This window comes from Aeromonas sp. Y293-4 (assembly GCF_027705905.1).
Lineage (GTDB): Bacteria > Pseudomonadota > Gammaproteobacteria > Enterobacterales > Aeromonadaceae > Aeromonas > Aeromonas veronii.
In genome coordinates this window covers 54179-73871 of the sequence record NZ_JAPDCI010000019.1, presented here as the reverse complement: position 1 = coordinate 73871, position 19693 = coordinate 54179, and the positions used below count along the sequence as shown (strand labels likewise).

Below are 19693 nucleotides of genomic sequence, written 5' to 3'. Positions count from 1 at the left end.
GCTACACGCCGAAACAGCGCTTGGCACAGGCCGCATGACCTCTACTTTTGAGTGCTCCAAAAAATGGGGGGATTACCAATGCACTGAAAGAACTCATATCTTTTCATTCAGAAGAAATAGTAAGTCTGAGCAATAAGAAAAAACTCAAGCCTACCGATATCTCTAAACAGCTCAAATCTGAACTAGAAGCATTACTTCATAGAAGTCGAGCTGTTGATATTGCCCTCTTTGGCCGAATGCTGGCCGACTTACCTCAGGTGAATCAGGATGCTGCCTGTCAGGTAGCCCATGCCATTAGCACTCACAGGGTGGAGCGTGACTTTGACTACTTCACCGCCGTCGATGACGTGGGTAGCCCTGACGAAACCGGTGCAGGCATGATTGGCCAGGTCGAGTTCAACTCCGCCACCTTCTACCGCTATACCGCGCTTGATGTGAGCAAGTTGTTGCAGAACCTGCAAGGTGACAAGGAGCTGACTGCATCGGCTATTGAGGCGTTGGTGCAGTCGATGGTCCGAGCCATACCGACCGGCAAACAAAACAGCTTCGCTGCCCACAACCTGCCTGAGTTTATCGGGGTTAGCCTGCGTAAAAGCCCTCTCAATCTGGCCAATGCCTTCGAGCGTCCGATCCAGCCGCGCCACGACAAGAGCCTCACCGAACAGTCTGTGGCGGCGCTTGGTGAGTACGAGAGCAAGCTGGCCCCCGTCTACGGAGATGCAACCGATCGCTGGGCCCATATCGATCTCACTGGCAAGTGGCAGCTCGAGAACAGTCAGGCCCGCAGCTCGGTAAGCGACTTGGCTGCTTGGGTACGCGATGTCGTCGAGACCCAGTGGGGAGAGTAACATGCCGACACTGCTACTGCGGCTGCAAGGGCCTATGCAATCTTGGGGGACTACTAGCCGCTTTGATGAACGCGACACCCAGCTGGAGCCTTCCAAATCGGGAGTGCTCGGGCTAATCTGCGCCGCCCTGGGGCGGGATCGAAGCGAGTCTGTCGATGATCTTGCGGCCCTTCAGATGGGGGTGAGGGTGGATAGGGAAGGGGTTGTGTTGCGTGATTATCAGACGGCCACCGGTATCGTTAACGCGGCTGGCAAGGTCGATATGAAGCGCACCGTGGTCAGCCCACGCTACTACTTGAGCGATGCCGCTTTTCTGGTTGGTTTTGAGGGGGAACAATCTCTGCTCGATCAAATCCATCAGGCACTGAAAACGCCCCATTGGCCTCTTAGCTTGGGCCGCAAGGGGTGTTTGCCGTCACCGCCAGTGTATCTGCCTGATGGTGTGCGAGATAGCGCTTTGCTGGAAGCTCTGCGCGACTATCCCGAGTTGATCAAGGGGGCTGGTCTGCAAGTGCGTCGCTTGTTGTTGGAGGCGACAGAAGGGACGGTTCGCCTCGATCAACCGATAGCCCCTTTTGCAGATCGCCGCTTTGGCCCCCGTTTTGTGCTCACTGAGCAACTGGAGCCTGAGGAGGTGTCATGTCCCTGAATCAATTGCATCTGAGTCGATTGATCTTGAACCCAAGAAGCAAGGAGGCACGTCGTGACCTGGCCAATCCCTACGAGCTTCATCGTACCTTGGCCAGGGCTTTTGCTCCCGACGAAGAGACCGCGCCTGCACGCTTCTTGTGGCGTCTCGAGGCAACAGCCAATTGGCAACAGCCTCAACTGCTGGTGCAATCTCAAACCGAAGGGAACTGGGGGCCGTTACGCGATCTGCCTTACTACCTGCAAGGGGAAGTTCAAGAGAAGCGCTTTGCACCCGAGCAATGGCTTGAACAAGGTCGTTCCTATCGCTTTCGCCTGCAGGCTAACCCGACGGTAACCCGTGATGGCAAACGCAGGGGGCTGTGTAGCGAGGAAGAGCAGTTGGCTTGGCTTGCTCGGCAAGGAGAGCGTCACGGTTTTAGTCTTGTCCATGCACTGGTCAGTAGCTCTGTGATGCAGCATGGGCGGAAGGGAATAAGCCGTCTTAGTGTCTTGACTGCGACCTTCGAGGGTTACTTGCAGGTTGTCGAGCCTGATGTCTTGCGAGCCGCCCTGTGTGCCGGTATCGGCCCAGCCAAGTCGCTGGGTTGCGGCTTGCTTTCTTTGGGAAAAGCCTGATGCTCCCCCCTCTAAAGCCACTCCCAATCAAGGATCGCCGGGCCATGCTGTTTCTTAAATATGGCCAGCTCGATGTGATCGACGGCGCCTTTGTGCTGGTGGACAAAGAGGGGGTACGCACTCACATACCCATTGGTACTGTCGCCTGTCTGATGCTAGAGCCCGGCACTCGGGTCTCTCACGCAGCCGTCAAGCTGGCAGCAATGGCTGGTACTCTGCTGGTTTGGGTAGGGGAGGCCGGGGTGAGGCTCTATGCTGCAGGTCAACCGGGAGGTGCCCGATCCGACCGGCTACTCTTTCAGGCCAAACTTGCACTGGATGAAGAGCTGCGTCTCAAAGTAGTACGCAAGATGTTTGAGCTGCGCTTTGGCGAGCCACCTCCCAGCCGTCGTTCAGTAGACCAGTTGCGTGGGATCGAAGGGGCCAGGGTGCGTGAGACCTACAAACTGTTGGCTGCTCGATATGGGGTTAAGTGGCAGGGGAGACGCTATGATCCCAAGGATTGGGAGAAGGGCGACCTGCCCAATCAATGTATTAGCGCCGCCACATCCTGCCTCTATGGCATCACTGAGGCGGCCATCCTGGCTGCCGGGTATGCCCCCGCCATCGGCTTTATCCATAGTGGCAAGCCGCTCTCGTTTGTCTACGACATAGCCGACATCATCAAATTTGAAACCGTGGTGCCCCAGGCGTTTGAGATCGCAGCTAGGGGCGATGCCAACCCTGATCGCGCAGTACGCTTGGCTTGTCGCGACAGTTTTAACAAACTGCGCACCTTGGAAAAGCTGATCCCGCTAATTGAAGAGGTGCTTGCTGCAGGGGGGATCACCCCGCCTGAGCCTCCCAAGGATGCTCAGCCGCCCGCCATTCCCGAACCGATCGGCATGGGGGACGCCGGTCACAGGAGTCAGTGATGAGCATGTTGGTCGTCGTGACCGAAGATGTGCCCCCACGTTTGCGTGGTCGGCTGGCTATCTGGTTGCTGGAGGTCCGTGCAGGTGTGTATGTGGGAGATGTCTCGCGCCGTGCACGAGAGATGATCTGGCAGCAGTGTGAGGCATTGGTTGAGCAGGGCAATATCGTGATGGCATGGTCTGCTAACAACGACTCAGGGTTTGACTTTCAAACCTTGGGAGCAAATAGAAGGATGCCGGTGGACTTGGATGGCTGCCGGTTAGTCTCATTTCTACCCTTTGAAAATCAATAGGTTATCGTTCATTAACAATCTGGATTAGTTGGTGGCTTTTTTATGGTTTGAAAAAGCCATTTAAATCAATAACATCCATTAAGTCTGCTCCCCGCGCACGCGGGGATGAACCGCGACCAGCGAGGTAGCCGTCTGCATAGTCGTTCTGCTCCCCGCGCACGCGGGGATGAACCTGCGTGGAGAACTGTGCCAGCGCAGGGTTTGTCCTGCTCCCCGCGCACGCGGGGATGAACCGCAGATCACCCGCGAGCAGGTGCCGGCCATCAACCTGCTCCCCGCGCACGCGGGGATGAACCGAAGGCCGACAAAGCAGGCATCAAACCCTACGGCTGCTCCCCGCGCACGCGGGGATGAACCGTAACGGGAAACGGCTTGCAATTACCAACAGGCCTGCTCCCCGCGCACGCGGGGATGAACCGCTCTGCCTGACAATACCGGACGAGCCGAACGGCCTGCTCCCCGCGCACGCGGGGATGAACCGCCATCCGGCAAAAGGCGCTCAACGACCCTGCACTGCTCCCCGCGCACGCGGGGATGAACCGGGAGCTGCAGGCGGTTCAAGGGGGGTTGGTTACTGCTCCCCGCGCACGCGGGGATGAACCGCCAAAATCGGTGATTTCTTGTTTACAGCAAGACTGCTCCCCGCGCACGCGGGGATGAACCGGAGGTCTCCAGACTTGAGCAGGATGCCGCCTTTCTGCTCCCCGCGCACGCGGGGATGAACCGGTGGCTGGTACGAAGGCCGTTCATCGAATCGCCTGCTCCCCGCGCACGCGGGGATGAACCGGATCAGCCAATCGTGATAACGGGCCAGCGCCTCTGCTCCCCGCGCACGCGGGGATGAACCGCGAGTGACTATGGCGTGAAGGATCATGTTCATCTGCTCCCCGCGCACGCGGGGATGAACCGCCCAACTGGCAAAAACCAGCTGGGCAATGGTCCTGCTCCCCGCGCACGCGGGGATGAACCGTAGGATGGGTGACCTGCAGAAGGTGTTGGCAGCTGCTCCCCGCGCACGCGGGGATGAACCGTGAATGCGGCAGCATTCAAAATGGAGATGACACTGCTCCCCGCGCACGCGGGGATGAACCGGGATCATAGGCGAATGGAGCTCAGAAACCGCACTGCTCCCCGCGCACGCGGGGATGAACCGTAAATCCCTTCGTGGGGGCAAGCCCCCACACCCTGCTCCCCGCGCACGCGGGGATGAACCGGTCATCAGCCAGGCGGCGGCCTTCTTCTGCTGCTGCTCCCCGCGCACGCGGGGATGAACCGGTCAAAATCATGACCGTGCATCCATTGAACGGCCTGCTCCCCGCGCACGCGGGGATGAACCGCAGGTCAACGATCAGAAAGCTGGTGATCCCGACTGCTCCCCGCGCACGCGGGGATGAACCGCCGTCCTCGGCCACCTCGTTGACGCTTCAGAACTGCTCCCCGCGCACGCGGGGATGAACCGTCAGGCGGCGTTATTGTGGCAAACAGGTTATACTGCTCCCCGCGCACGCGGGGATGAACCGGTCAATTATCCAGTCCAGAATGGCCTTGATAACTGCTCCCCGCGCACGCGGGGATGAACCGTTCATTGCCGTGGGGGAGAGCAGCGAGAACAACTGCTCCCCGCGCACGCGGGGATGAACCGCGGCTGCGGACTGTGGAGCAGAACCGCAAACCCTGCTCCCCGCGCACGCGGGGATGAACCGGATTCGAGCGGGCTGTAATCGGATATTCCCCACTGCTCCCCGCGCACGCGGGGATGAACCGCGGCCGCTCAGCGTCCGGTTGCCCAGCAGCGACTGCTCCCCGCGCACGCGGGGATGAACCGCCTCATCTCTGTCACATCTGCAATGGCACTACCTGCTCCCCGCGCACGCGGGGATGAACCGACCCAGTACGGCGACGATGCGCCAGCCCGCGCCTGCTCCCCGCGCACGCGGGGATGAACCGCATGGTTGGCGGCCCTGCCTGCCGATGTGGCCCTGCTCCCCGCGCACGCGGGGATGAACCCGCTGATGGCGACCGGGCGCGAGTTCAAGCTGGCTGCTCCCCGCGCACGCGGGGATGAACCGCCTGAATTTTCTGTTGGCCCTGTTGATTTAAACTGCTCCCCGCGCACGCGGGGATGAACCGCGGGATTTGCCACACTTGGGGCAAACAGGGTCCTGCTCCCCGCGCACGCGGGGATGAACCGTGGGTCGAGGCGTACCGGCCAAAATTCTTCGCCTGCTCCCCGCGCACGCGGGGATGAACCGCTCCCCTTGTGTGAAAAAGCAGGGGCGCAAAGCTGCTCCCCGCGCACGCGGGGATGAACCGGAAGGTAAGCGCAAGGAAAGCTGGCTGTCATCCTGCTCCCCGCGCACGCGGGGATGAACCGAGTACGGTCACGCAGTTGTGAGTTAGGGTCCACTGCTCCCCGCGCACGCGGGGATGAACCGCTGCGCCAGACCAGCTATCACCAGCAGACCGTCTGCTCCCCGCGCACGCGGGGATGAACCGGCGATGGGGCTATCGGTTCAAGCGATACTGGCCTGCTCCCCGCGCACGCGGGGATGAACCGCCCGATGTCGCACATCACCGCAAACGCCTGGACTGCTCCCCGCGCATGCGGGGATGAACCGTACTGGCGAATACGCTGCAAGAGGCCATGCTGCTGCTCCCCGCGCACGCGGGGATGAACCGGGCGGCGAGCTGGTTGTTGCCGGGTCGGTGGTCTGCTCCCCGCGCACGCGGGGATGAACCGGTCAATCTGCAACTTGAGTACGTGGACAACAGCTGCTCCCCGCGCACGCGGGGATGAACCGGTACTGGCTGGCCATCCGGTGCGGGTGTACGCCTGCTCCCCGCGCACGCGGGGATGAACCGCGCACCAACGGCTCGCCGTTCCCGATGCGTCGCTGCTCCCCGCGCACGCGGGGATGAACCGAAAATCGGGGCGCCAGCCAGATGGCCGCTTTGCTGCTCCCCGCGCACGCGGGGATGAACCGTTTATGGCTGCTACATCACGCACCGCTTCCGCCTGCTCCCCGCGCACGCGGGGATGAACCGGTCGGCGATGCGGGCCTGCAGGTCGAGGATCTTCTGCTCCCCGCGCACGCGGGGATGAACCGATGGCAACTCGATCGCCGCCCAGGACGATGTGCTGCTCCCCGCGCACGCGGGGATGAACCGGGTGGGTCAGTAGGGCAGAAGATTGCAGCATGCTGCTCCCCGCGCACGCGGGGATGAACCGGGCGAGAATGGTTTCGCCGGGGCGGGCCTTTGCTGCTCCCCGCGCACGCGGGGATGAACCGCAATGGTGATTGAGGATGCAGGCGGCTTTGTGCTGCTCCCCGCGCACGCGGGGATGAACCGCTCGGTCAAGAAATCGACGTTAACGTCGAGCCCTGCTCCCCGCGCACGCGGGGATGAACCGTGGCAGGCAGAGGCTCAGCGCATCACCAAGCTCTGCTCCCCGCGCACGCGGGGATGAACCGATCAGATCTCCATGCTCAATCATCCATCGGTCCTGCTCCCCGCGCACGCGGGGATGAACCGCCGATTGGCCGCGCCGAGACCGTGACCACCGCCTGCTCCCCGCGCACGCGGGGATGAACCGGTACCCGGTGAGCTGGTACCGATGAGGCATTGCCTGCTCCCCGCGCACGCGGGGATGAACCGTGGCAGCTGAAACCCGAAATCCTGTTCAATGGCTGCTCCCCGCGCACGCGGGGATGAACCGATCCATTATGCGCTGGATTGAACCCGGCCAGCCTGCTCCCCGCGCACGCGGGGATGAACCGCTGCTGCCCGCCTGATAGACAACAACTAGATCCTGCTCCCCGCGCACGCGGGGATGAACCGTGGGCATTCCGCCAAGTGCTGTCGATGTTTGGCTGCTCCCCGCGCACGTGGGGATGAACCGGGACTTTTAATCCCGAGGTCGAGGGTTCGAACCTGCTCCCCGCGCACGTGGGGATGAACCGGTGCTGGCTCAACTGGTCGGCTTCCCTGACCCCTGCTCCCCGCGCACGTGGGGAGGAACCGGCACCATCTGGGATGCCTACAATGATTTGATTCTGCTCCCCGCGCACGTGGGGATGAACCGCCGGTACAACTGGGCAGTGAAGGGCGGATAAACTGCTCCCCGCGCACGTGGGGATGAACCGTCATGGAAGGAATCCGATTTGGATTACCAGCCCTGCTCCCCGCGCACGTGGGGATGAACCGCACATTGACGAAGCGACATGGAGGAAGGTAGCCCGTTCCCCGCATACGTGGGGATGAACCGGTGGCCTCCATTGGCCAGCGTGCGATGGAGCTCCGTTCCCCGCATAAGTGGGGATGAACCGGTGGATGACACCGCGCCGACCAGCTTGGTCATCAGCTCCCCGCACACGTGGGGATTAACCTATGGCGAGTTGAAAGCCACGCTCATCAAGACCCAGCTCCCCGCACACGTGGGGATTAACCGCCTTCCGCTGGGGCCTCGTTGCCCTGTTCTGGCCAGCTCCCCGCGCACGTGGGGATGAACCGATAAAAGACGCTCAGCAGGGAGGGGGGTTGCTCTGCTCCCCGCGCACGCGGGGATGAACCGCCGATCCTTCAGCAGATCAATGACACCAACGGCTGCTCCCCGCACACGCGGGGATGAACCGGACGACGAGACGCCGTGGTGCGCTGCATTCGTCTGCTCCCCGCGCACGTGGGGATGAACCGGATCATGGGGATGTTCTGACGGCGGGCAACGTCTGCTCCCCGCGCACGCGGGGATGAACCGTCGATGATGGGGTTGATGTAGATATCATCCAGCTGCTCCCCGCGCACGCGGGGATGAACCGAGCGGGGCAGGGGTCAATTACAACCTGTCCAACCTGCTCCCCGCGCACGTGGGGATGAACCGTGGGCATTCCGCCAAGTGCTGTCGATGTTTGGCTGCTCCCCGCGCACGCGGGGATGAACCGCAGAACGGCGTGATCGGGATGATTGTCTACAACTGCTCCCCGCGCACGTGGGGATGAACCGTCATCGAGCGTGGCGGGGTCGATGGGGTTATCCTGTTCCCCGCGTACGCGGGGATGAACCGGGCGGCAGCAGCCACTCAGGCCGACGGACGTTCTGCTCCCCGCACCCGTGGGGATGAACCGGCAGAGAGGCGGGTTCGATTCCCGCACGGAGCCCGTTCCCCGCGCACGTGGGGATGAACCGCAGTTCGGTATCAGCCGAGCCGCCCTTTATCGCCTGCTCCCCCGCGCACGCGGGGATGAACCGTCGCCGGATTTTGATACCCGCATCCCCTACTGCTGTTCCCCGCACACGCGGGGATGAACCGCGGCGCTGCAGCACCAGCTTCTCTTTCCAGTTCCTGCTCCCCGCGCACGCGGGGATGAACCGGCGCTCAGCTCGAACCCCAGCAACCTGCGGGGCAGCTCCCCGCGCACGTGGGGATGAACCGTGCTACGGTCAATGCTCCATCCAAACTATCGGCTGCTCCCCGCGCTCGTGGAGATGAACCGCAGGTGAGGGTGCAATTTAGCGCCATCGAAAACTGCTCCCCGCGCACGTGGGGATGAACCGAAGGATGGCAACCACATGATGGTGCCGTTGCTCTGCTCCCCGCGCACGCGGGGATGAACCATCCAAATCGTCACGAACATCGACGCGAAGATCCTGCTCCCCGCGCACGCGGGGATGAACCGCGCAGTTGGCCTTGCATTGCTATCAAAGCATCCAGCTCCCCGCGCATGTTGGGATGAACCGAATTTCGGCAGCTACGCCAGCACAACGTCAGACAGCTCCCCACACCCGTGGGGATGAACCGTATGTAGATGTTGAGCTTGATCTCGCGCGGCGCCCTTCCCCACGTTCGTTGGGATGGAGACCAGCTACAGCTCTAAGTGCTCAAATGTCTACCCGCTAATCAACGATGGCCACAGTGCGGAGGACGCATCCCGAATGCTTGGCCTACCGCTGCGAACGGTGAACAACATCCTGGGGATCGAGGAATAAACAAAGGGGCTCACGGCCCTAATGCCAGTCAGTTAAGCCTGACTGGCATTGTTTTTATTGGCTTTTTTCACACTATACCTCTGTGGCCTTGGCTTCACGCAGCGGGGATAACTCCGCTCCCTTCGCTCCGGTAATACAAACTGCCCCGCCTGCTTATCCAGCTCCGCCACCCGCTTCGGGATACTTCCCGGTGACAGGTACGGCATGCAGCTCAGTTCATGGATGAGGTACACCGATGCCATGTGAAAACTCAGCTGGCTCGCCGTGTATCCCTTCAGACTCGCCGCCATCTTTACCATCTGGCTGCGCAGCAGGTTGTACGCCAGCAGCACGCCCCACAGCTCTTGCCGTATCCCCGCCGCCTTCTTGCTGCGCAGGGTCAGCCGGTGTTGTTGCAGGCTGTGCTTCATCTCCCGATAGCCCAACTCGATTTCCCAGCGGTGGCTGTAGAGCTCAACGATGTCGGCGCCCGGGAAACGCATCGGGTCGACCATGGAGGTCAATACTTGGCGCTCCTTGCCGTTGATAGTGCGAGTCAGCAAGCGGGCTTCCACTGTGTCCGGCAGGTGCGGCCACTTCTTCCTCACCTGTGGACTGGTCTTGAGCTGCACCAGGGCATCCTGACGCCCCAGCTTGCGCACCACCTCGTATTGCGTGCCCTTTTTGAGTGGCAGCAGCCAGTGCCGCTCGCTGCCAGTGGTTTGCCAGGCGTGGAGCAGACCGAGAGAGTAAAACCCCTTGTCGAACAGAGTTAGCGAGTGGTCTGGTGTGTGCGCGACAAGCTGCTCGGCCAACACCATCTCGTTGACGGCGCAGCTCTCCATGACCGCCTGAACAAGCAGGTGGCTGGTCAGCTCCATCTGGCAGAGCATGCGTGCCTGCGGATAAGCGGTCTCCCCATGCTGAGTACCGGGCTTGGCAAAGGCAGCGGCATTGTCCGGGGTATCGGGTGTGCGCCACATCACTCCATCGACGGCGAGCAGTTGCAGCCCGGCCCAGCCGGGATGATTGGCCTGCTGGTGCCAGCGCGAAGCGGTCTCGTGAAACAGGCGTTCGATGCTCTTGTCCCCCAGTTTTTGGCGAGCTTGCAGGAAGGCGCTGGGGGCAACGAAGGGGCGGTCGCCGGGCAACAGGATATCGAGCTGATTGACGAGCTGGGTCATGGGGACGTGGCGGAAGATAGCCATGCCGATGATGGCCCAGACCAGACGCTCCATGGGCATACGGCGGCGACGCAGGGTCACGACATCCTCTTCGGCGAGCAGCGTTGTGATGAGCTCGGGAGGAATGAGGTCGGAGAGTGACTCAAACTGGGCAGTATTGCTGGCGTGGAGGAAGTCGAGAGCCTGGTCGATACGCATAAAAAATCCGAAACCAATCAACAGGTTTCGGATTTTCACACAGCAGAAGGATCGGTCAATGGATCCTTAACTGATCGGCATTAGGCTCACGGCCCCTTTTTTATTGGTTCATCCAGTGTAACCACTATCTCGACAGACTCACCGAAGTGAAGGCGGGCGAGTCTGATTAGTTCTGCCACATCTGGGTAGTTGTCACGGACGTACTGACGCCGTTCCTCCAGTGACATTTCAGCGGACACGCGGCCCCCCTTTTGTCCAATTCACTTCGCCTTGGGCCTCTGTATCTCTTGAGGATTTTAGGTCTCTCAAAATCAAGAGGAAGCCAAGACTCCTTAGAACGCCTGCCTGACTTAGTGAAGTTTAGTCACGACCTTACGGAACCGCGCCAGCGGTGAAGTAAGGGAGTCGGAGGTTTTCAGGAGATCCAAGAAGTGAATTGAGGGTAGCATTTTTTTGACCAAAAGACAAAGATGATTGTTTGATTTGTTGTGTCCATCACACCCTTTAGACCTTTGGCTATGCTGTATAAAAATGCACTAGCCCGTTTATGTTCTTTGAGATTGCAACGGGGTGAGTGTGTGGTATGTTTTTTATGCCTTGGTGTGAGAGGGAACTATGCCGAAAAAAACCAAACTGACGAACGAGCAACTTGAGTGGCTCCGTTCGTTACCGCCAGAGAGCTTACCAGTACAGGCCGAGCGAGTAGGTGTGTGTGTTGACACCCTCAAAAGGATCTTGGTGCGCGAAGGCATCAGAGAGTTTGACGGCGCGAAGTTTGTCGCCCCTCTCAAGGTCAACTATTGGACTCGTCCATGCCTGTTCTGCAAGAAGTGCGTGAAGCGCCCGAAGTGGCAATTCATCTGCGACAGGTGTGCGAGGTCGATGAAGCAACGGGATAACTAACAAGGATCGTTATGTTGAAACAGCAGGCCCGCAGTGCCCTTGAGGGGTACTTCGATGTCACGCTCACCCAGTTGGCCGAGCGGCATCCATTCACCTACGCGGGCGTCAACGAAGATGGCTGCGTGGACATCTTCATCTACTACGTTGAGCCCAACGAAGAGGTCATTCACCTCGACTTGGCTATCTTGAGCCACGCGCATGGTCTCAGTGGTGTGACCCTCAAGCATTGCATTCTCGTCTCCAATCAAGGCCCGAGTTTGCGTTATGAGTTCTTCACCAACTTGGCCCAAGCAAGACTCCCCATCCTGCCACATCACCCGCTTGGGATGATGATGCCGGTCGTGTCCGTGCCGGTGGCCTCATTGCAGGAGATCCCAGCATTGAGCACTGGAAGCGCCTTGTCACCCAGAAGCACCTGTTCTACCGCCCGTCCTTCACCTTCCAATGGACGGATGAACTGGACGCCCGTTTTCGGGAGTGCATCGAGGAAGGTCTGTCGTATGGCAGCATCAACACTCTCTTGGGCCTGTCACCTGATGATGCCGTTATCGGGTGGTGGTGGTGTGAACGAGCGCATGACCGGAGGGGCTGACCTAGTGGGGACGCCCCTTCTTCATGTCGAGGCCAAGCGCGTGGAGCGCCTCAACTTCTTGGAGGCGATGGCGCAAGCAGAGCGCAGCTTGGCCAGAAGCAGAGGGCCGGAAGTGCCGGTGGTCATCAACCGGCGCAACCGAATGACAACAGACGACAGCCTAGTCGTGATGCGCCTCAAGCACTGGCGCATTCTCTACTTGGCTCTCTTACATCTTGAAGGGATTCACCATGTTTGAAGTCACAGCGAATACCGTGGAAGACCAACTGGACGAGGGCGTGTTCCGCGCATTGGTTTCGGTCAAAGGCGATCAGGTCGTGACCAACTCTCGCATCATTGCGGACATCTTTGGAAAGAGCCACAAGAACGTGCTGCGAGCCATTCGTCAGCTCCCATGCAGTGAAGTTTTTAGTCGTCGCAATTTTGAGCCGACTGATTTCATTGATAAAAATGGCGACATACAACCTCAGTACCTGATTACTCGCAACGGCTGTGTGTTCCTTATCATGGGCTTTACAGGAGCCAAAGCGGGCGCATTCAAAGAGGCGTTCATCAACGCCTTCGACTGGATGGAAACCATGATCCGCAAGCGTGACGAGTTGAATCGGCGCATCAACGATCACACTCTCCGCGCAATGGACTCGGCAAACGAGGGGAGTTTCCACGGGCGCGGGTTGGCAAAGCGCAGGGTTGATAAGCGCACCTTGGCTCTCGAAGAGTTCCAACTCCGAGGGGAGGCGCAACATAGCCTCTCGTTAACATTGGGGGCGCAATGAACCGCGACCACTACCGCACACCGAGACCGGTGTTCCAGTACATGGCGGCCCGCTATCCGTTGGTTGTGGACGTTGCGGCCAGTGTCATCAACACCCAGTTGCCCATCTTCATAGACGAGCGCCACAACGCCTTGGCTACGCCGTGGACGTGGTTCGCTATGCTTGGGGAATATCCGTGGTGCAATCCGCCGTACAGCAACATTGGCCCATGGGTGGACGCAGCGAACGAGGCCAGAGCGGAAGGCATCGGGACGGTCATGCTGGTCATGCTCGACCAATCAACCGGCTGGTTCAAGAAAGCGAAGGCGACTTGTCAGGAGGTGGTGGTTGTAACAGGCGGGCGCTTGTCCTTCCTGCACCCCGAGACCGGCGAACCGGCGCGAGGCAACAACAAGGGCAGCATGTTCTTGGTGTGGCACCCCTTAGGTCGGGGCGCTATGCAGACGAGCTACGTGGAGCGGGACGCCCTCATGGCTTGCAATGACGATCCATTGCTACCGATGAAGGCCGTCTCTTCGTTCTAATAGAAAGCCCCTCAATCGAGGGGCTTTTTGTTGGCATGGTCAATCCCAATTTTCTTCTTTCACTTGGCCAACCTCGGTTCGCCGGACTCCCTTCATCTTGGCTCTCGCTACCTCCACCATCGGTTGTGTGTAGCGCATGACGGTCTTTTTATCTCGGTGGCCCGTGAACATCATTACATCCGAGACGGTTAGGCCGAAAAAGTTCTGAGCCCTGGTGATAAAGCCGTGCCGGAAGTTGTGAGGGTGGACATGATCTCCAAGTCCTGCCTTCTCGCGGGATCTAATGAACATGACACTGATGCCATTAGGGCGACTAAATCGGCAGAGTCGCTCGGTATCCTTACGACCACTCTCCAAATGCTCTTTGATGACTTGCTCCAGCAAGAGTCGGCAATCATCGGTAAAGGTTCTCATTCGTTCGTCATGTGTTTTCGCATCGGGGAAGTCTGCAATGTTATCCTCCAGCCGCACATCGCAGGGACGCAAACTCCAGATCTCTGCTCGCCGCCAGCCGCTCTCCATCAAGAGCCGAATTATCCAGCGGTTCTTTTCCCTTGTGGCTTCTAGTAGCGCCTTGTAATCCGAGGCGGTAATAGGGCGCTTCACCGAAGTGATTTCGCCCTTTACCTTGAGGTTGGCAAGCGGGTTAGACTCCACTCGTTTGAGCAACGACTTGAGGTAGATTACCTCACGGCGGATCGTATTCCAGTGTCGTGTCTTCAATGCCTTCTCTATGTATTTATCCACATCGCTTTGGGTCAGTCGCTCTGGGATGCTCTTACCGAATGTTGGCTTGAGGTGCTTATAGTGACCCTCTTCGCGCTCGATAGTCGATGGCCCAACAGCTCTTAGTAGGTGTGCTTTGTGCAGGTCATCAACAGTCACTGACTCTGGCACGTTACAAACAACTGCGTTCCTTGACTCAACCTTATCGGCCCACACTCTTGCTTCCTCCATGGAAGGGAATGTCTTCTGTAATCTCTCTGATTTTGAACCGTTTTTCACCAAAATACGAACTCTGATCGTTCCACTTTTCAGTGTGTCGAAACTTGCCATGATGTCTCTCCTTGTTCATCAATAACCCGAAAAGCAAATCAAATCATTCGGGTGACTGTTTTAATGTACATAAAGGGTGATACCGAGACAACATTTAGGTTGCTGTGACCATGAAATTGGTCACATGTGGTCATGAGGGTGGGTTAGCGAAGTTACAAGTGACTGCTTTTGAAGCAAAAAAAACCGGCCAAAAGGCCGGTTGAAACAGTTCAGGCTTGTCAGGTGACAAACGTATCCAGCGGATGAGAGTCGCTTTCCACTCCTTGTGAAGCACAACACTCTTGGTTACGTGCGGCTACTTTATGCCATTCACACTGAATCGAGGCTGAACCATGGATGATCCCGCCTCGTTCCCCTCTTCAATCAGATAGTGATCCCCATCGACTGGCGCAAGTAAGCGCCCGCACCGAGCAGCCCCGGCCCTTCATGGGTGATCAGAAACACCGGGATCTCCTTGAGGTAGGACTTGAAGCGCCCCTTGTCTTCAAAGGCGACCCGGAAACCGGAACCGGTAAAGAACTCCTGGAAGCGCGGCACTATGCCACCTGCGATATAGACGCCGCCAAAGGTACCCATATTGAGGGCCAGATTGCCGGCAAAGCGGCCCATCAGCACGCAGAACAGGCTCAGGGTGCGACGGCAATCGAGGCACTCCCCGGCCAGTGCGCGCTCGGTAATGTCTTTGGGGGCAAACGGTTCTGGCTCACGGCCATCGGATTTCACCAGCCCGCGATAGAGATTGACCAGGCCCGGGCCGGAGAGGAAACGCTCTGCCGAGACATGGCCCAATTCGCCTCGCATCACCTGCAGCACCGCATCTTCCTCTTCGGTGTTGGCAGCAAAATCCACATGACCACCTTCACCCGGCAGGCTCAGCCACTGCTCACCCGCCTTGACCAGATGGGCGACCCCAAGGCCGGTGCCCGCACCATAGATGGCGATGGGTTTGCCCGCTACCGGCGCGGCGCCGCCAAGCTGGATGCGATCCGATTCAGCCAATACCGGCACAGCCATCGAGACCGCAGTAAAGTCGTTGATCACTTGCAGGCGTGCCAGCCCGAGATTGCTCTGCATCTCGCTGATGGAGAACTCCCAGCTGTGGTTGGTCATGGCAACCCAGTCACCGTTGATGGGGCAGGCGATGGCGATGCAGGCTTCAGCCACCTGAACCTTGTGTTCTTCCAGATAGAGGCGTACCACGGCTTCAAGGCTGGGATGGGCCAGACCTGAGTAGGTCTTTGCCTGAGAGATAGTACCGGTAGCCAGCTCACACAGGGCCAGACGCGCATTGGTGCCGCCGACATCGCCGACCAGCGCATGGGTATGCTGCATAACAACTCCTTCGTTACAGGATGGGGACGACTCTGGTGTCCCGAGATTATTGTTGGATTATGACGGCCCATTCTATCCGAGCTCAGGCTTGCTCACCCGTCGGATCGATACAAACGTGCGCCTGCTCACAGTGTTGTTGCTTTGCAACATTTGTAAGCGCTTTCATGGCTAGGTGACGTTTTGTAACGAAAAGTACGAAATAATTAGAGATGAGTCATACTTTGTATGGCAGGCGTTAGTTGCCATAACCGCTTGTCTTGTATAGTCCTTAGCTTGAATGGAAACTTGCTTAGCCGTAGATTGAGTGCAAAGACACTGAAGCTAAATTACAAAAACGCCTGGTGGTGATGATGAATACCCTTGATAAAATTACGAACAACTTGGAAAGTTTCAGTAAATCAGAACGCAAGGTTGCCGAGGTGATCCTGGCGTCTCCCCAGACCGCCATCCACTCCAGCATCGCTGCTCTGGCCAAGATGGCCGACGTCAGTGAACCGACCGTCAACCGCTTTTGCCGCCGTCTCGATACCAAGGGCTTTCCTGATTTCAAACTCCATCTGGCCCAGAGCCTGGCCAATGGCACCCCTTACGTAAATCGTCATGTGGAAGCGGAAGATGGGCCCGATACCTACACCGCCAAGATTTTCGAATCCACCATGGCCTGTCTGGATGCCGCCAAAAACAGCCTGGATATCTCTGCCATCAACCGCTGCGTCGATATCCTGACCCAGTCCAAGAAGATCAGCTTCTTCGGCCTTGGCGCCTCCTCCGCCGTTGCCCGCGATGCCCAGAACAAATTCTTTCGCTTCAACATTCCGGTAGTGAGCTTTGACGATATCGTCATGATGCGCATGAGCTGCATCAACAGCAGCGAAGGGGATGTGGTGGTGCTGATCTCCCACACCGGCCGCACCAAGGCGTTGGTCGAAATCGCCGCGCTGGCCCGCGAGAACGACGCCACCGTGATCGGCATGACCGCCAAGGACTCCCCTCTGGCCCGCGAGTGCAATCTGGTGCTCTCCATGGATGTGCCGGAAGATACCGATGTCTATATGCCGATGGCATCCCGCATCGCCCAGCTGGCGCTGGTGGATGTGCTGGCGACCGGTTTTACCCTGCGCCGGGGGATGAAATTTCGCGAAAATCTGAAGAAAGTAAAAGAGGGATTGCGCGAATCCCGCTTCGAAACCCCGCACTCTTCCTGAACCGTCGGGGGCTCCGGCCCCCGACTGTCTATGCCACCCGCCTTGGTGTAGTATTGTAATTTAATAACAAAAACCACCCAGATGGTTTGCAAACGGGTGCATCGAGCCATGGGCTTGATGGGGCAGAATCTCAAGTCATATCAACTTCATATTGGAGTCTTTCATGCCTAGACGTACAAAGATTGTAACCACACTCGGTCCGGCTACCGACCGCGAAGGGATCCTTGAAGGGATCATCCGCGCCGGGGCCGACATGGTGCGGATGAACTTCTCTCACGGCACTGCTGAAGACCATATCCTGCGCGCCAATCAGGTGCGTGACATTGCTGCCAAGCTCGGTCGTCACGTCGCCATCATGGGTGATCTGCAAGGCCCGAAAATCCGTGTTTCCACTTTCAAGGATGGCAAAATCTATCTGGCCATCGGTGACAAGTTCATTCTCGACGCTGCACTCGGCAAGGGTGAAGGTTGTCAGGAGCAGGTCGGTATTGACTACAAGAGCCTGCCAGACGATGTGGTGCAGGGCGACATCCTGCTGCTGGACGATGGTCGTGTGCAGCTGAAGGTCGAGCAGGTTGAAGGCACCCGCATTCACACCACGGTGACCGTGGCCGGGCCGCTCTCCAACAACAAGGGCATCAACAAGAAAGGGGGCGGTCTCTCCGCTCCGGCCCTGACCGAGAAAGACAAGGAAGACATCAAGACCGCGGCCCGCATGAATGTGGACTATCTGGCTGTCTCCTTCCCGCGCTGTGGCGACGATCTGCGCTACGCCCGCGAACTGGCCCGCGAAGCCGGTTCCAATGCCAAGATCGTGGCCAAGGTTGAGCGCGCCGAAACCGTCGCCACCGATGAGGCGATGGAAGACATCATCCTCGGTTCCGATGCTGTGATGGTCGCTCGTGGCGATCTGGGTGTCGAGATCGGTGACCCCGAGCTGGTTGGCGTACAGAAGAAGTTGATCCGCCACTCCCGTCGTTTGAATCGCGTCGTGATCACCGCTACCCAGATGATGGAGTCGATGATCAATGCGCCGCTGCCGACTCGTGCAGAAGTTATGGACGTGGCCAACGCCGTGCTGGATGGTACCGATGCGGTGATGCTCTCCGCCGAGACTGCCGCCGGTCAGTTCCCCATCGAGACAGTGACCTCCATGGCAAGCGTCTGTGTCGGTGCCGAAAAGCACCCGAGCCTGAACGTCTCCAACCACCGCATGAGCTACACCTTCACTTCCGTTGAAGAAGCTGTAGCCATGTCCACCATGTATGCGGCCAACCACCTGGAAGGGGTCAAGGCGATCGTGGCACTGACCGAGTCCGGCACCACGCCGCTGCTGATGTCCCGTATCAGCTCCGGTCTGCCGATCTTCGCCATGTCTCCCCACAACAAGACCCTGGCCTGGACCAATCTCTACCGTGGCGTCACTCCGGTGATGTTTGACGGTGACGAGACCAAACCGGTCTACGAAGTGTGCCGCGACGCGCTGGCCGTGCTCAAGGATAAGGGGCTGTTGCAAAGCGGTGACATGGTGCTGCTGACTCACGGTGACAAGATGGAAACCGTGGGTAGTACCAACACCTGCAAGGTGATGATGGTCGAATAAGCCCGTCCGGTTTTACTGTGCTTAACAAGGCTGCTCCTCTTTGATGAGCAGCCTTTTTGTTAACTGCTGTCGGGCTGTGGCGGGATAAGCAGGACTCAATGATTGCTTAACCGGATTCCCCTTCCGATAATGCGTGAGTGATTTTCAGCGGGTAGCCTGTTGTAGATGATCGCACCAGATAACCCAGACACTCGACAATACGGGAGTGAAAAAATGAACAAACGTAACTGGTTGCTGGCCCTGTCACTGAGTCTGGCCTTCTCACCCTGTTATGCCGACTGGGCCAAGCTCAAGGCCGCAGCGTCCGATCTGGGAGCGGCAGTGAGCGAGACCAGCAAGGAGGTGTGGCAGGATGTCAGCGATTTCTCCAAGAAGAGCTGGGCTTCCATCTCTGCATGGGGTGAAGAGGCGTTCAATACCGCCGGTGTCTGGACCGACAAGAGCATCGCGACCGGTAAGGAGTGGCTGAAGGCGGCCGACAAGGAGCTCAACGAGATGCTCAACCCCAAGACGGCGAAAGAGGCGAGGATCGCGCTCAATACCATGGCCGACACTGCGCTGATCCGGTTGTTCAACGAGCAGCCATCAGCCAAGTTGTTGTTTGACAAGGCTTATGGCTATGCAGTGTTCGATTCGCGCAAGTTCTCCCTGATGCTGCATACCAATCAGGGGGCCGGGGTGGCGGTCAATCGCAAAACCGGCAAGCACACCTATATGAAGATGTTTGGGGCGGGTCTGGCGGCCGGGATTGGCGGCAAGTTCTATCAGCAGGTGATCCTGTTTGAAGACAAGGCCAGATTCGATGCCTTCGTGACCAAGGGGTGGGAAGCTACCTCCGAAGTGGGCGTGGTGGCCGGCAAGGAGAGCGCCGAGCTTACCGCCAAATACAATGGCGGCATGGCCATCTACCAGATTGGTGAGAAGGGCTTGCTGCTCGATGCCAATATCTCCGGCTCCAAGTACTGGATTGACAAGGACTTGACTGAAACGAGCCGCTAATACCGCCGTTATCGGTTGCTCACTGCACGCCATGCG

General features: G+C 58.6%; 13 protein-coding genes, 1 pseudogene and 1 CRISPR repeat array. Of the genes and pseudogenes, 11 read left to right on the top strand and 3 right to left on the bottom strand.

Features of this window, described 5'->3' with window-relative positions; all coding sequences use genetic code 11:
* Nucleotides 1-47 precede the first annotated feature (47 nt).
* The 5 genes from cas7e to cas2e are packed head-to-tail and all read left to right on the top strand — an operon-like array spanning nt 48 to nt 3321.
* Nucleotides 48-848: a type I-E CRISPR-associated protein Cas7/Cse4/CasC gene (gene cas7e, locus OKC31_RS18435; RefSeq protein ID WP_270657379.1), complete on the top strand. Its 801-nt coding sequence runs from the start codon at nt 48-50 to the stop codon at nt 846-848.
* 1 nt (nt 849) lies between these two features.
* Nucleotides 850-1497: a type I-E CRISPR-associated protein Cas5/CasD gene (gene cas5e / locus OKC31_RS18430; protein WP_136501391.1), complete on the top strand. Its 648-nt coding sequence runs from the start codon at nt 850-852 to the stop codon at nt 1495-1497.
* The gene (cas6e, locus tag OKC31_RS18425; RefSeq protein WP_236303069.1) at nt 1488-2114 is read left to right on the top strand and encodes a type I-E CRISPR-associated protein Cas6/Cse3/CasE; all 627 of its coding nucleotides are present in this window, start codon (nt 1488-1490) and stop codon (nt 2112-2114) included. Before cas5e ends, cas6e begins: the two co-directional genes overlap by 10 nt.
* Entirely contained in the window at nt 2114-3028 is a 915-nt protein-coding gene (gene cas1e, locus OKC31_RS18420; protein WP_207670612.1) for a type I-E CRISPR-associated endonuclease Cas1e, read from the top strand. Before cas6e ends, cas1e begins: the two co-directional genes overlap by 1 nt.
* Complete coding sequence (gene cas2e, locus OKC31_RS18415; RefSeq protein ID WP_136501392.1) at nt 3028-3321, top strand: type I-E CRISPR-associated endoribonuclease Cas2e; 294 nt, start codon at nt 3028-3030, stop codon at nt 3319-3321. The genes cas1e and cas2e overlap by 1 nt, the downstream gene beginning before the upstream one ends.
* A gap of 84 nt (nt 3322-3405) precedes the next feature.
* Nucleotides 3406-7588: direct repeats of the CRISPR family, unit length 29 nt; unit sequence CTGCTCCCCGCGCACGCGGGGATGAACCG.
* A gap of 1750 nt (nt 7589-9338) precedes the next feature.
* On the opposite strand, the gene OKC31_RS18410 is transcribed toward cas2e, so the two are convergent.
* Entirely contained in the window at nt 9339-10667 is a 1329-nt protein-coding gene (locus OKC31_RS18410; protein WP_247823058.1) for an IS4 family transposase, read from the bottom strand.
* 914 nt (nt 10668-11581) lie between these two features.
* Here OKC31_RS18410 and OKC31_RS18405 point away from each other — a divergent pair.
* Genes OKC31_RS18405 through OKC31_RS18395 form a run of 3 tightly spaced genes read left to right on the top strand, consistent with a single transcriptional unit; the run spans nt 11582 to nt 13462 of the window.
* Entirely contained in the window at nt 11582-12400 is an 819-nt protein-coding gene (locus OKC31_RS18405; protein WP_270657377.1) for a hypothetical protein, read from the top strand.
* The gene (locus OKC31_RS18400; protein ID WP_268854968.1) at nt 12393-12938 is read left to right on the top strand and encodes a Rha family transcriptional regulator; all 546 of its coding nucleotides are present in this window, start codon (nt 12393-12395) and stop codon (nt 12936-12938) included. The genes OKC31_RS18405 and OKC31_RS18400 overlap by 8 nt, the downstream gene beginning before the upstream one ends.
* Nucleotides 12935-13462, top strand: a complete 528-nt coding sequence (locus OKC31_RS18395) for a phage N-6-adenine-methyltransferase (protein WP_270657376.1) — start codon at nt 12935-12937, stop codon at nt 13460-13462. The genes OKC31_RS18400 and OKC31_RS18395 overlap by 4 nt, the downstream gene beginning before the upstream one ends.
* Before the next feature lie 39 nt (nt 13463-13501).
* On the opposite strand, the gene OKC31_RS18390 is transcribed toward OKC31_RS18395, so the two are convergent.
* Together OKC31_RS18390 and glk are read right to left on the bottom strand one after the other, a co-directional pair.
* The gene (locus OKC31_RS18390; RefSeq protein ID WP_100653273.1) at nt 13502-14518 is read right to left on the bottom strand and encodes a tyrosine-type recombinase/integrase; all 1017 of its coding nucleotides are present in this window, start codon (nt 14516-14518) and stop codon (nt 13502-13504) included.
* 363 nt (nt 14519-14881) lie between these two features.
* A pseudogene (gene glk / locus OKC31_RS18385) lies at nt 14882-15853 on the bottom strand (glucokinase); the annotation flags it as partial.
* Between the two features lie 347 nt (nt 15854-16200).
* Here glk and OKC31_RS18380 point away from each other — a divergent pair.
* The 3 genes from OKC31_RS18380 (at nt 16201) to befA (ending at nt 19657) form a co-directional block, all read left to right on the top strand.
* Entirely contained in the window at nt 16201-17055 is an 855-nt protein-coding gene (locus OKC31_RS18380; protein ID WP_005334759.1) for a MurR/RpiR family transcriptional regulator, read from the top strand.
* A gap of 163 nt (nt 17056-17218) precedes the next feature.
* Nucleotides 17219-18658: a pyruvate kinase gene (pyk, locus tag OKC31_RS18375; RefSeq protein ID WP_005353698.1), complete on the top strand. Its 1440-nt coding sequence runs from the start codon at nt 17219-17221 to the stop codon at nt 18656-18658.
* Nucleotides 18659-18871: 213 nt separating this feature from the next.
* Nucleotides 18872-19657: a beta cell expansion factor BefA gene (gene befA / locus OKC31_RS18370; protein ID WP_103251217.1), complete on the top strand. Its 786-nt coding sequence runs from the start codon at nt 18872-18874 to the stop codon at nt 19655-19657.
* Nucleotides 19658-19693 lie beyond the last annotated feature (36 nt).